This is a genomic window from Mycolicibacter senuensis (genome assembly GCF_003284925.1).
GTDB classification, from domain to species: Bacteria; Actinomycetota; Actinomycetes; order Mycobacteriales; family Mycobacteriaceae; genus Mycobacterium; species Mycobacterium algericum_A.
The window spans coordinates 24,415-37,973 of sequence record NZ_QMEX01000001.1; the positions used below are offsets into that span (position 1 = coordinate 24,415).

The window sequence follows — 13,559 nt, forward strand, 5'->3', positions numbered from 1 at the left end:
TCGCTACGCTACTGTTGGTACCATAAGTGTCGGGCGGGCGGGAACCGTTGGCCATAAAAGGGGGGAAGCGGCGAGGAGAGTGAGTGTGAGCAGCAGCCAGCCGGATCGAGTCCACGACGAAGACGACGACGATATCGACCCCCGCCGCACCCGGTCCCGCAATCGCTTATTGGACGCCGCGGCCGCGCTGCTCAGCACCGGTGGTGTCGAGGCCGTCACCGTCGAGGCGGTCACCAAAGCCTCCAAGGTGGCCCGAACCACCCTCTACCGCCACTTCGGCAGTTCGTCGCACTTGTTGGCGGCCACCTTCGAACGGCTGCTACCCCAAGTCACCCCGCCGGCACCGGCCGGCGGGACGGTGCGCGAACGCCTCATCGAACTGCTCACCCGTCAGGCGGCGCTGTTCGCCGACGCCCCGCTACACGTCACCATGCTGGCCTGGCTGTCCCTCGGGCCGACCGCAACCACCGACCACACCGGCGGTGAACACGCGGCCGGCACGCTGCGCGCACGCGTCGTCGACCAATACCGACAACCCTTCGACGCCATCCTGCAAAGCGCAGAAGCCCGCGCCGAACTCGACGACTTCGACGTGAACCTCGCGTTGTGTCAACTCATCGGGCCGCTCGCCTTCGCCCGGATGACCGGACTGCACACCATGACCCCCGACGACACCACCCGCATCGTCGACGACTTCCTCACCGCTCATCAGCGCAAAACCACCCCCACCGCACCCACACCGCCCGGCGACAACGGTGTGCCGGTCACCGCCGACTAACGCCGGTCCGCCGCCGGTTCAGCGACCAACCGATCGGCAGACACCGACACGCCCTGGAAAGATCTCCCCACCACAGCCCGCCGGGCCAAATCTTGTCGATGACCTGGCAATCGGGCCGACGGGCACGGGCGGGCACTCACGAGTTGGCCAGGAGGCCGGGAAGGCCTCCGTCACGGCGGGCCAGGCCGTGACCGCAGCACACCTCGGGGGGCGTACCGGGCTCAGGGGGTCTGTTCGTGCAGGGTGTCGAGTTGGCCGTAGAGCAGCTCGATGGTTGATTGTTGTTCTGCGACGGTGGCTTTGAGTGCGGCGATCTCTTTGTCTTTGGCGGCGAGTTTGTGGCGCAGCGCGGCGTGGATGCTGGTTTCGCGGCCAGTCGATGCCGGTTGTCGGTCGGTATGCCGGCCGCGGTATTGCTCGATGACGGTCACCAGGTCGTCGTGTTTGTAGATGGTTTTGCGGGACACCTTGGCGCGGCGGGACACGGTGGAGAAGTTGATGGTGGCGTTGGTCTTGCGCAGGTGGGCGATCGCCTTCTCGATGTCGCGGCGCTTCTCATCGCTGCGGGCCCGGCGGTATTGGTCCAGCGCATCGAGTGCCTTCTGGGTGGGCGGTGGCGGCTTGGGTCGGCTCATCGCGGCGTGTCCGGGTCGGCCTTGCGCAGCACGGATTCGTGGCTTCCCCGGGTCGCGGTGCGCATGGTGGGTGCCCGGTTGGCGGTACCGGCTCCCGCGACACTGGTCGCGCTGCCATCGGTCACGTCGTCGCGGCGGAACCGGTCGAGGATGGCATCCAGCGAGGCGATTTCGCGGCGACGCTCGTGGATCCACACGTTGTCGTCGGTGAGCTCGCGCCCGGTGCGGGCACGGTACTGCTCGCGGCGGATGTCGATCAGCTTGAGGGTCTTGGCGCGTTGGTCGACCAGTTCGTCGAGGTGGGTGGCATCGGTGGCGAAATGCCCACAGGACAAGCAGGCGTTGCCCTTGTCGCAGCTGGCCACCGGCGGCAGCAGACATACCCCGTTGGGCAGCACCCGGTCGGTACGCGCCGAGAGCTGGGTCATGTCGTAGATGTCAGACGGGCTGATGGCGATGTCGGTGCCATGAGCGCCGATCTTTTTGTGCCGCAGGAACTCCGCTTCGGCCGTCGCTTGCAGGGTCGCCGCGTAACGCAGGGTCATCGCCGGCGAGGCGTGCCCGAGGTAGCGCTGCACCACATGGATGGGCACCCCGTCGTTGAGCAGCTCGGTGGCCCGGGTGTGGCGCAGCCGGTGAGTCTGGGAGAACCGCAGCGGATGGCCGGCGGTGTCGGTGAGGCCGTGGATGGTGTCGAGCCGATTGAGGATCCGGCTGTAGGAGTCATAGCTGCGTGGTCGTTGACCCTGGTGCTGATAGCGCACCCCCAGGAACAGGTATTTCGGGTCCAAATGCGGGTAGCGCGCCCGGATCCAGTCTTGTTGTTCGCTGATCACGTTGACCACGGCCTGCTCGACCAGGATGGTGGGCACCACCCCGTCGACTTTGGTCTGCTGGTAGCGCAGTTTGGCCACGAACCCGTCGGGATCGTCGGTGGCTCCGGCGGGGCGGTCGTGGCCCGGGATCGGTTGCAGTGGCTCGAAGTCGAGCATCAGAATCTCTGAGGCCCGGCGCCCGGTCAACGCTTGCAGCAGCCAGATCCGGGCCGCTTGCGGATCGCCGAGACCGGACACGACCGAGATGGTGGAATCGGGGTGGGTGATGACCACCGGTTTGCCCGCGTCGGCGGCCAGCACGTCGAGATAGCACAGCATCCGCTGCAGTTCGGCGGTCGAAAACCAGGTCAGCTCCCGGCCGCCGCTGCGGCGTCGGCTGCGAAACGCCGCACCCCACAACCGGGTATGGGTGTCGGTCAACCGGCTCCAGCGAGGATCCCCGGTCGCCGCGGCGGCTTCCTCGGCATGGTCCACCATGAACGTGTAGAACATCTGGATCTTGGACTGGACGACCGCGATCGTCGCAGCCGACAGCGGACGCTCCGGTTTGGCCCGCGCGGCCGGTGATTTGAGGTACTCGGTGAACTCGGTGAACAACAGCCGCAGCGCCGCCCGGTCGGTGCTGATCACCGGATCATCGATCCCACGTTCAGCCAAGAACGGGCCCAGGTGGCGGGTGATGCCGCGGGTGCGGCCGATCACCGACGACCAGCGCAGCAGTTCAGCCGTCAAACAGGTGCGCAGCCAGAACCGCACCCCTTCACGCAGCCAGGCCGGTTCGATCCCGCCGAGACGGGCAACCTGGTCGTGGCAGGGTTCGTGCTCACGCTGCGGGATTCTGGGATCAGCGTCTAGATCCCAGATGTCATGAGACCACCATGACCGGTCGGTGCAGCGGACCGACACATACAGGTGCAGGTGCTCGATGAAACTGGCCACGTTGCGCCGAAACCCAGCCGAGGGCAGCCGACCGGTGCGGCGCTCGAACTCGCGCACCCCGTGGCGCACGATGGCCTCGGCGCTCAGATCAGCAATACTGGCCGGGTGACGCCGGTGCCGTTGGTGGTAGTCGGTGGCGGCGATACTGAGTGCGCCGCTGGTCCATTTCAGCAGCGACGGTTCGATCTTGCGACATTCTTCGTGTCCGCACAGCCACACCCACCACGCGAGCTCGTCGCAGAACCGTTGCGGCACACCGTGTGGGGTGAAGTCGTGGCCGTCCGGGGTGGGCCGGTAGCGCGGGTTGTGCTGGAAGACCGTATTGGCCGGGGCGGTATCCAGGTGATAGACCAGGTTGCGCCAGTGCGCGGGTACCTGTTGCCACTGCTGCGTCCACCGATCCTCGCCGCCACGATGGGTGGGCGCTGTGTGTGCCGGTGCAGGACTGTCATTGGCCGTCACGGTTCACCTTCCACCCGGCGACATAGTTCTTCCATTCGGCCAGCGTGCGCATCTGCGCGTCGGCGGTCACCCAGCCGTAGGTCGACAACGTGGTCTGCACGTCGGCGTGCCCGAGACGGCGCATCACCACGTGCACGTCCACCCCGGCCAGCAACAGCGCGGTGGCGTGGGTGTGGCGCAGCCAGTGCGGCGTCCACTGCTCAGGCAGCACATCGGCGCGGCGGGCGGTGATCAGATCGACCTTGTCGTAGAGGGTTTCCGGGCGCAGCGGGGCGTAGCGCACGCCGCGCACCAGGTTGACGAACACGAAACACGACGCCAGGTCGCCGACCGCGATATCCGCGCCGGCGGCCACCAGCTGCCACACATACTCGGTGTAGAGGGCGACCAGATCGTCGCCGATGTAGATCCGGCGCGGGCCCGATTTCGCGCGCACCCCGTGCGGATGATCATCACGGCCCGCCACCAGTATCGACGGGGTACCACCACCGGCGATATCAAAGTCATGGTGGCGCAACGACAACGCCTCACCGATGCGCATGCCGGTTTCGGCCAGCACCGCGAAAAACAACCGATCACGCAGCCCCGCCCCGCCGCCCGACCATTCACCCGAGACTGTCTGGACACTGCACGCATCCAAGATCGCGTTGACCTGCACGGGCAGCAGCACCGGTGTTTCAGCGCGCTGCAGCCCGCGCAGCCGGTGAATCGGCCCATCGTGTTCGCGTCTCGGGCCGACTCCGGCCAGAAACGGTGCATAGCGGCCCCGCCGGGACGTCCGAGCATGACTGGCGTACAACCGCCGGTAGGGGCGCACCAGGTCATGGGCATCGGCGAAATACCGGTACATCGACAACACCGCCGCGCTGCGCGGCAGCAGCGACGACTCGGCCAATCTCTGCTTTGGTTCACCGATACGGGCCACCCCGGGCAGATCCCCGGTACGCAGATAGGCCAGGAACTGGCCGAACAGACTGGTGGGGAAATCATCCCACGCCGTACCGGTACCTTCCAGCACCGTCCACCACGCCGCCAGCCCATAGGCATAGGCGCGCAACGTGTTCGGCGAGCTCCCTTGGTTACGCAGAAACGTCAGGTACTCGCGCGCCGGGGCCACGGGCAATTTGTCGGCGCCGACCACCGTGTAGGTGGGTGGTCGGTCCACAAAACGCACCCGCTGCACCTGTGCCACCGTCAGTAGCACCCCACCATATTCACGATGGCCTGCCGTTGCGGAAATCGTCCAACCGGATCACCTGGGAGCCACCGGCAGCGGGTGGGGCCGGGGTGCGGCCATGGCCGACACTGGCCGCGACCGGCCTATGCTCGGCCGCCGGCGCCGGTCGCTGCGTGGCCAAAAACCAATCCAGCACATCAGCGGGATAGATCATCGATTCCCGGGCGCTCAGCATCCGCACCGACGCGCCGCCGTAACAGCGCTCCACCCACTTGCGCAGCAGCCGCGGCCGCTCCGGGACGCGGTCAGCCCACCCCGGTTCCGTCATACCCCACGTATGCCCGGTGGCCGGGTTGATCCGTGAATGCAGCTGGGTGGTCAACATTTTCGCCCGGTCCGGCGCGATCAGCCCCGAATCCCGCAGATGCATGATCAACGACCCCAACGACAGGCCCCACTTGTCTTTGAGCGGACGCAGATTCAACAGCGACAACACCCGCGGCAACTCACCGGCGATAACCCCTGCCGGGGCCAACAACTCGGTCGCGAACCGGTTGGCCTCCAACTCATCGGCGGCACTGACCGAGCAATAGGCGTGACTGTGCAACACCAAATGACCGAGCTCATGGGCGACCGTGAACCGGGTCCGCTCCCACGAGTCGCTATCCCGTAGCACCAACAATGGGCGGTCCCGCAACCGGCCCACCCAACTGGAATACCCCAAATGCCGCTCATCACGAGAGCGCCCACCGGTCGCGGCGAACTCGCTTTCCCAATCACCGGCGACCCGGCGCCGGACAATCACCGGAGCGCCCAGCCGCTCGGCCTCATACATCAAATCATCAAGCGGCTCATCGGGTTCCAGGCCCATCGCCTCACGCAGACGCGCTGCGGCCACCGGAATCGAACTGTGCGCCAACTCATCCGGACTGACCGTCGGAACCTTCACCGGAGGCAGCTTCGATCGGCCGTCGAGCTCACCGAGGAAATCGCCAGCCAACGACGCGAACGTCGCCAAAAACTCCTGCTCACCCACCGTCATCGACTTCGGCGCCCGAAACAACAACTCGTTCGCGCTGATCCGTGTCTGCGGCTCCGAGCTGAAAAACGCTGCAGGAAACCGGAACAACCCCGCCATCCGCGCAACATCGCCGTCGTTGAGCCGCACCGTCGGCGACTTCTCAATCTGGGACTGTCGCGACGTACTCCAGCCTGTGGCCGCCACCACCGACCGCGCCGTCATCCGCCTCAACAACCGGGCCTGCCGGACCCGTGCACCAAAAACCTCAATCATCGTGCGCTCAATTCAACGTCACCGGGTTGGGAAACCCACATGCACCCAACACTGTGCACGACGGCTACGACGATTTCGGCGGACCGCCCTCCTCGTCCTGCTCGCGGGCGGCGTCCTCGTCGACGTCGACGAAGTCGTCGTCGCGGCGCCGAGTCCCCAACGACCCATCCCGACCGACCTCGCCGAGACCAACGTTGAACGAGCGGTCCTCCATGATCGGCGGGGGCAACGGCGTCCGGCCGTACAAAACCTCCACATTGTCGAGCAGCAGCCCCGCCGCCAGCACCGCACCACCGAAAAACCCGCGACCGTCCGGCCACCACAACAGATATTCCCGATACGCCTGGGGTTCGGCGATACCCTCCTGCCCGCCGATCGGGTGACCCAACACCTCCTCGATGCTGTACTGCTCCCCACCCGGCACAAACGGCACAGTGTCGATCAGCTGACCAGTCCGCCGGTTTCGCGGATGCTTGCGCACATAAATCCGTGAGCCCTTCTCGTCGACAAGAAGAACCCCCATCCCGTTGCCCGCCTTGACTTTTAGAGTCGAGTTGGGAGTCTGCCGCCGCAACCGCGACATCAGAAACGTTTCCAAAACCGAGCACGACACCGTGATCGGTCGGACATGGCTGCCCTGATCGATAAAACGATCCGGGACTTCCGGATGTCGCGCAGCCAGATCGCCGTGCGCCTCGCCCAAAACCTGCGCGTGCTGGCGAACGAGTTCCTCCACGAGCCGCTGAGGATCGTCGTGTAGCTCCATGGGGTAAACATTTACCCCGGTTTCCCACACTCCACGTCGCGCCACGCCGCCGGCAGTCGGCGAAATTTTGGCTGCCCATGACCTAATAGGTTACATGTGTGCGCAGGTTAAATAGCAGTTCAACACACCTTTATGACCACATTTGAGAATTTAACCCCTGATAACCGCGGAACACGACCGCTTCAAACCCGATCCGAAGATCGACGTGCACCATCTCCTCGTCTACGTCCGCGACGAGCACGATCAGGTCCTCGTCGACGTGCTCGAATGCTTCGCTGAGCCAGTTCCAGCACGCATCGCTCAGCGCCTGCTCGTCGGTGAAGAAGTACGTCGCAGGCTCGGTCTCCAGGTACACAGACCGAAGTCCTATCCGCGGCTCGAACCCGTGCCGCAGGATCGACTCCGCCGACGAGCGTGGTGTCACATGCAGTAACCGCACCGCACCCCCAGGTCAGGAACGCGCATCGAGGGCCGGGACGCACAACCACGACGCTGCTTCTGGAAGCATTTCGCCGCCGGCGGACCACCTGGCCGCGCATCTGGGCGACATCCCTCACCGTCGCTACCAGTCCGGTATCTCTATCCCGTGCTCAGTAGCCAAGGCCCGCCCGACATCCGTGAACCGGACCCAGGTGCTGCCTGGTTCGTCGCTGAAGGTGGTGATGAGCCCAGCCTGCTTGAGCTGAGTGAGATTCCCCCGATCTTCCTTTGCACCACCGACATTCCCACCCACGAGTGGACTGCCACCCCAATTCCCGGCATCCGCGGCATAGGCGAGGAACAGCTCCATGGAGCGCGGCGTGATGCCACTGACTTTGCTCATGCAATCCAACATACGAATCAGCCCATCCGAAACAGCTGCGCGACGCGGAGGGGCCCCGGAGTTTCAATGAACAACGGCCAGGAGCTGTTCAGCAGCCACAGCTGAGCACTCAGGACAGCATCACCGCCTGCAGGTAGCTCTGCCGGCCAACTAAACCCCGGGCCCTTCAGTGCCGGGGAAACAAGGCAGCGCCCGCACCCCGCCCAGCTAGCTACCGCGCCGACCCCACAACAGCAGCGCACCGCTGATGCAACGCATCCGCGGCACGGCGCCCGAGCATGAGGTTTCGTCCCATTGGATCGTGAAGATGCCGGGCCGCAGGCCGTGGTCGACTCATCGGATTCGCGTCCGGCGTCGGAACCAATAAGGGGCAGCAGCTCTGCGGGTATTGTCCGTGCTCGTTCCCCTGCGCAGTTATAGGAATGCCCATTCCACGGAGGGCTCCGATGCCACCACCTGGCCGCCGACCACGATGCTCAGGCCCTCGGATGTCGCTTCGTATCGGGTGCCATCAGCAGGGTTGATCGCGGTGAAGCCGTTCGAGTTCGAGGTGACCGTGTCGACACGGATCGCCGCTGAGTCACTCAGCCGCACTCCCTTGTAATAGAGGCTTTCGCCCGGTCCGTAACAAATCACCACGAGTGACGAAGCAGTTCGCAGGAGCATCGCCGCATGATCTGCGATATCGCAGCGCGCGGAAGGGGACCCCAGAAATCCTTGAGTGTCCGCACCGGAGACGGGGAGCGGCGGGGTTGATCCGGGAACCGATACGTTCGGCGGGGGCGGTGGAGGAGGTTCCGGCCACGGCGGGGGCTGAGCTGTTTCTGGTGACGGAGGCGATTGCCGGCGCTCAGGAGCCGGAGGCGGCGTGTTCCAATGACACTCAAGCGTGCGGAAGAAAAGGCTGTCCAGATCGCCGTCTGAGTCCTGCCGCCCAAACACCGCTGGTTGTACGTCTACGTTAGCTTTGAATGGTCCACTGCCGAGTATCTCGCGCTGGCCAGCCAAATCGAGGACCAGGGTGAGGACCTGTCCATCGGCCGTGGATGAGACCAACACGTTCTTGGGAGCCGATTTGTCAAACTCTGAAACATCGGCCTTCCAGCCCCAACCTACGCTCGGCGCCGGCGACGTTACATAGATCGGCCGGTCGTCGTGCGCTGGGATAATTTCGAACACAATATCGATGCTGCCGGGTGCTTCTACGGGACCGAAGGGGCCCCGAACCACCCGCGGAGGGCGCGGCACCTTTACGGCAAAAGTCACTTCCAACTGCAGGCGTTGTCCACCCGCATGGGACAGCGTTACCTGCTGGACCCGCGTGACCGCGGGACCCATGGGGCTGGGATCATTACCCTTTGGCTGGCAACCCATGGTGTGAGGAAGCGCTGACCATCGGGTCGAACCGGGATCATCCTTTGCGCACCCAGCGGCGGCAACGGTGGCGCCAACCACGAGAACCACGATTCGCACTGCACGCACCACCCAACCGGTGACCATCATGAAAATGATTACAGCAAACGCCCGGCAGCCGCGTGCTGCAGCGGCGACATCCGACATCGTCACCACGTCGACGCGGGCAAGCGCAACTATCTGACCTCGAGCGAGAAGAAGGCGTTGACTGCAACCGGCTACCGCCGGGGCCCTAGGCCAAGCGAGACGCAACCTGCAGGTTCAGCGAATCGACGGCCTGGGCGACACCGCCACGGGGGCAACCGTCTGGCGGCGGGTCCAAGCAGGGCAGGCCGGGCACCCTTAGTTCAATGTCCCGCGGCGTAGCCGAGGATGCTTGCCCTGTTATGCGGCGTGGGCCGCAATTGGGGCGGGTTCGGCGCGGCCTTGCAGAAGAAGGACGACTCCCGTGTCGGGGCCGGTGCTGCCGGGTTCCCACGACGTTGGCACGACGTGAAGGTGGTGGACGGCCTGCAGCCAGTGGTCGACGGCCGCCAAGACGTCGGGCACGGGTTGGGGTAGCAGCGTCTCCGAGACCACGGTCTCGATGACGTCCGGTGTGGGGTCGTCCGGCCACTGTCGCGTTTCTTCCCGGATCAGGGCGGCCTGCAGGGGGCTGTCCGGTGTTTCCTGGGATACCTCGCAGACCATCGTCACTTCGACGGTCGGGGAATCATCTTCTGCGCCTGAAATCGTGTTGGTGCGGTCGTCGATAAGCATTGGTTGCCCCCAATTGGAGTGGGATCGTCCTTGATTTCGTGATCCCATCGTCAGCAACCAGCCAAGGGGCCGTCAATGGACGCAAGCACCCTTGAGCAGGGTTTGAGCCATTTTGTGCCATAGTGAGCCAATGGTTAACAGTCACTGTCCACGCTGGCGTTAACCATGCAACCCGCGGTAACTGGGGAGGCAGGCTGACTGACGACGACGCTCTTGATGATCTGGACCCGCGCCTGACCTTTTTGCGCAGTGAGCTCTACCGGCTGCGATTGGCGGCGGGTGAGCCGAGCCTGCGCTCGGTGGCCCAGAAAACGGGGTGGAGTCGGGCCACGGTCAGCAGGATCTTCACCTGCGCCGCGCTACCGAAGTGGGATCCCCTAGAAGCCGTTGTCGCGCACCTGGGCGGCGATTCGGACAGATTCCGGCAGCTCTGGATGGCCTGCAAGTCGATCGACATCCCCGTACCGCCCGTTGCGCCCACCCTGCCAGCGCCACCACCCGATGTGCCGCCCTCCCAGCGCCCGCTGGTGGCGCCCTCCAAGCGCCCGACACGCCGCCGCAACATGGTGGCGCTGTCCGCGGCCGGGTTGGCCGTGGTTATTGCCGCCGTGATCACCACCAGCTGGATCGCCGGGCGACATCCCGACAGTGCCACCGGCCAACCCCCCAGCAGTCGGCCAGCAGCCACGGTGGCGCGCATCGTCACGACCATTCCTGTCGGGAAGCGCCCTGAAGCTGTGGCCGTCGACCCAACGTCCCGCACCATCTACACCGTCAACTACGGAGACGGCACGGTGTCAGTGATCGATGCCGGGAAACAGGCGGTGACCGCGACCATCCCTGTGGGCTCCGGACCAGCTGACGTGGCACTCGATCCTGCCAGCCACACCGCCGTCGTCACGAACAATCGTGACGACACCGCATCGATCATCGACACTGCTCACAACACCGTTGTCGCCAGTGTGAAGGTCGGTACGAACCCGTGGGGCGTGGCGATCGATCCGACGGATCGCGCAGCGTATGTGGCCAACATGTGGGATTACAGCGTGTCGGTAGTCAACCTCGATAGCCACACCGTGACCGCAACGATCCCAGTCGGGAAAAACCCGTACGGCATCGCCATTGATCACGCTTCACACACGGCCTATGTCGCAAACAGCAGCGACGGCACTGTCTCGGTAATCAACACCCTCACACGCGCCGTTGAGGCGACCATTCCGGTCGGCAACGATCCGCGAGGCGTGGCTATCGATACCGCTCACCACACTGCGCTCGTCACCAACGAAGCGGAGGGGGCCGTTACCGTTGTCGACCTCGCGACGCGGCGTGTGGCCGCAACACTTCATGTCGGCAACAGTCCGTTCGGGGTGACCGTCGATCGCGGATACCATACGGCGTACACCGCCAATCACGACAGCAGCCTGACGGTGATCGACACCGACAAATTGGTGGTCGCCGGCGCTATCCGGATCGGCAAGGAAACCTTCACCGTCGACGTTGATCCCGTCACCCACACCGTGTACACCGCCAACGACGACAACACTGTCTCGGTGATCGACCCGTCCCAGCCCTGAAACGAGAAGAGGCACGTGAGGCAACGACAGGTTCCACGCAGCGCGATCATCGGCGCCGGCATGGTCGGATCGGTACATGCACACGCCGTTCACCGTGCCGGCGGCCAGCTCACAGCGATCGCCGCCAGCACGCCGCACAACAGCGACGTGGCCGCCGCCCGGCTTGGCGCCGGCAGGGCAGCCACCCCCGAAGAGATATTCGTTGCCGACGACGTCGACGTCGTGCACATCTGTACACCCAACAACTTGCACTTCGAGCAAGTCCTGACCGCACTGGCCGCTGGCAAACATGTCATCTGCGAAAAGCCTTTAGCAACAAACGTTGCCGACGCTCAAGCCCTGGCAACTGCCGCACGCGAAGCCGGCACGGTGGCCGCAGTGTCGTTCATCTACCGGTTCTACCCGATGGTCAGAGAGGCCCGACACCGCCTGTCCGGGACGCAGGTGTGGATGCTTCATGGTGGCTACGTTCAGGACCACCAGGCCGAGGCCGAGCCCACTGGGTGGCGTTCGGACCCCGCCCAGTCCGGGGTGTCGGCTACCTTCGCCGACATCGGCTCGCATTGGTGCGATCTGGCCGAGTTTGTCACCGGGCAACGCATCACCGAAGTCGTCGCCGCCGAGGCCTGCGCCCCGCGCAGCACCATCCGCCAAGACGACGGCGCAGTCGTGGCCTTCCGTACCGACTGCGGTGCCATCGGCAGTATCGTGGTCACTCAGTCTTCACCTGGGAGGAAGAACCAGCTCGCGTTCTCCTTCGATGCCCGCGATATCGCGATCCAGTTCGACGGTGAACGTCCCGACGAATTGATCATCGGCGGCCTGGCCTCGACTACGACGCTGCTGCGTGACGCCGCGATTCTCGACCCCGCCGCGGCCCGCTACTCGCTGCTGCCCGCCGGGCACCCACAGGGCTACCAAGACTGCTTCAACGCGTTCGTCGCTGACGTTTACGACGCCATTGCGACCGGGACCGCGCCCGACGGTCTACCGCAGTTCGCCGATGGGGTCCGTGCAGCCACCATCCACGCCGCCATCGCCGAATCCGTGGCCAATGGCACGTGGGCGCGGGTCCCAGCGCCCATGATCGCAGGAGCCACGCAATGACGGTCGATCCAATCCGGGTGGCGCTGATCGGGCTCGGTGGCATGGGCAATACCCACCTAAAGATCGTCGCCGGCCTCCCGCAAGCCACGATCACCGCGATCGCCGATACCCACGTCCCGTTCGCAGACCGCGCTGCTCACCTCGTGCCGGCCGCCGGGGTCTTCTACGACCCGATCGACTGCGTCAACAACGCCGACATCGACGCAGTATTGATCGCAACCGCCGACGACACTCACTTCGCCATCACGCAGGCCTGCATCAAGCGAGGCCTTCCCACGCTGTGCGAAAAGCCGCTCACTACAACTGCCCACGAATCGCGCCAGATTGTCGAATCCGAACATGCCGCCGGCCGCCCTCTCGTGCAGGTCGGCTGGATGCGCCGCTTCGACCCCGACTACCTCGCCCTGCATTCTCAACTGCACGCCGCCGGCAGTGGCTCACCCGTGCTCATCAGCCAACGGCACCGAAACCCGCTGTCGGTCATCACTTTCGACGAACGCGAACTCATCACCAGCTCCGCCTCTCACGACATCGACATTTTCCGGTGGCTGACCGGCGATGACATCGCCGAGGTTTCGACAGCCAGTACCACCAGCAGCGACGGCAACACCGTGCTCGTCGTCCTCACCTTGACTTCCCAGACCGGCATCGTTGGAGTCATCGAGCTCGTCCGGGGCCCCGGCCTGTCCTACGACATCGGCTGTGAGATCGTCACCGGAACCGGCCCCCTAGCTCTGACCCCCACCGAACCTGACCCATCCGACCCGGCCCCCCTCGACGTGGAGGCCGAAGCATGGATGCAACGCTTTGCTCACGCCTACCGGGCACAGGACGCCGGCTGGCTCGCTGCAATCGCCGCCGGCACCAACGTCGTCGGCGCAACCGCTAACGACGGTTACGCGGTCAATGCGGTTATCGACGCTGCTCTGGCATCACTCGACAGCGGTCGCCCCACCGCCGTCCAGCGCTAGTTGTCCTGAGACACACCAGACCTAG

The 13,559-nt window shown here is 64.9% G+C and carries 13 protein-coding genes; 4 read left to right on the forward strand and 9 right to left on the reverse strand.

The features are described from left to right. Window positions 1-85 precede the first annotated feature (85 nt). The gene (locus tag DQP56_RS00130; RefSeq protein WP_064867400.1) at window positions 86-778 is read left to right on the forward strand and encodes a TetR/AcrR family transcriptional regulator; all 693 of its coding nucleotides are present in this window, start codon (window positions 86-88) and stop codon (window positions 776-778) included. 221 nt (window positions 779-999) lie between these two features. Here DQP56_RS00130 and DQP56_RS00135 read toward each other — a convergent pair whose 3' ends face one another. The 9 genes from DQP56_RS00135 to DQP56_RS00175 form a co-directional block, all read right to left on the reverse strand. Continuing rightward, the gene (locus DQP56_RS00135) at window positions 1,000-1,413 is read right to left on the reverse strand and encodes a DUF6262 family protein (RefSeq protein ID WP_064867402.1); all 414 of its coding nucleotides are present in this window, start codon (window positions 1,411-1,413) and stop codon (window positions 1,000-1,002) included. Next, window positions 1,410-3,650, reverse strand: coding sequence for a tyrosine-type recombinase/integrase (locus DQP56_RS00140; RefSeq protein WP_083209307.1), 2,241 nt, complete (start codon window positions 3,648-3,650; stop codon window positions 1,410-1,412). Before DQP56_RS00140 ends, DQP56_RS00135 begins: the two co-directional genes overlap by 4 nt. Next, complete coding sequence (locus DQP56_RS00145; RefSeq protein WP_003891614.1) at window positions 3,637-4,842, reverse strand: tyrosine-type recombinase/integrase; 1,206 nt, start codon at window positions 4,840-4,842, stop codon at window positions 3,637-3,639. Before DQP56_RS00145 ends, DQP56_RS00140 begins: the two co-directional genes overlap by 14 nt. A gap of 22 nt (window positions 4,843-4,864) precedes the next feature. Beyond that, complete coding sequence (locus tag DQP56_RS00150) at window positions 4,865-6,121, reverse strand: helix-turn-helix domain-containing protein (protein ID WP_023861397.1); 1,257 nt, start codon at window positions 6,119-6,121, stop codon at window positions 4,865-4,867. A gap of 64 nt (window positions 6,122-6,185) precedes the next feature. Next, window positions 6,186-6,917, reverse strand: coding sequence for a hypothetical protein (locus tag DQP56_RS24325; RefSeq protein WP_133258856.1), 732 nt, complete (start codon window positions 6,915-6,917; stop codon window positions 6,186-6,188). 100 nt (window positions 6,918-7,017) lie between these two features. Next, the gene (locus tag DQP56_RS00160; protein ID WP_133258857.1) at window positions 7,018-7,242 is read right to left on the reverse strand and encodes a hypothetical protein; all 225 of its coding nucleotides are present in this window, start codon (window positions 7,240-7,242) and stop codon (window positions 7,018-7,020) included. A 207-nt stretch (window positions 7,243-7,449) separates the two neighbouring features. Then, window positions 7,450-7,710: a hypothetical protein gene (locus DQP56_RS00165; RefSeq protein ID WP_133056007.1), complete on the reverse strand. Its 261-nt coding sequence runs from the start codon at window positions 7,708-7,710 to the stop codon at window positions 7,450-7,452. A gap of 414 nt (window positions 7,711-8,124) precedes the next feature. Next, on the reverse strand, window positions 8,125-9,270 hold the full coding sequence (locus tag DQP56_RS24330; protein ID WP_133056006.1) for a hypothetical protein: 1,146 nt from the start codon (window positions 9,268-9,270) through the stop codon (window positions 8,125-8,127). A gap of 237 nt (window positions 9,271-9,507) precedes the next feature. Further along, window positions 9,508-9,882: a hypothetical protein gene (locus DQP56_RS00175; protein ID WP_085266366.1), complete on the reverse strand. Its 375-nt coding sequence runs from the start codon at window positions 9,880-9,882 to the stop codon at window positions 9,508-9,510. 122 nt (window positions 9,883-10,004) lie between these two features. Between DQP56_RS00175 and DQP56_RS00180 the strand changes: the two genes are divergently transcribed. The 3 genes from DQP56_RS00180 to DQP56_RS00190 are packed head-to-tail and all read left to right on the forward strand — an operon-like array spanning window position 10,005 to window position 13,534. Then, window positions 10,005-11,456, forward strand: a complete 1,452-nt coding sequence (locus DQP56_RS00180; protein WP_133056005.1) for a hypothetical protein — start codon at window positions 10,005-10,007, stop codon at window positions 11,454-11,456. Window positions 11,457-11,471: 15 nt separating this feature from the next. Beyond that, window positions 11,472-12,563, forward strand: coding sequence for a Gfo/Idh/MocA family protein (locus DQP56_RS00185; protein WP_234812350.1), 1,092 nt, complete (start codon window positions 11,472-11,474; stop codon window positions 12,561-12,563). 17 nt (window positions 12,564-12,580) lie between these two features. After that, complete coding sequence (locus DQP56_RS00190; RefSeq protein WP_165824843.1) at window positions 12,581-13,534, forward strand: Gfo/Idh/MocA family protein; 954 nt, start codon at window positions 12,581-12,583, stop codon at window positions 13,532-13,534. Window positions 13,535-13,559 lie beyond the last annotated feature (25 nt).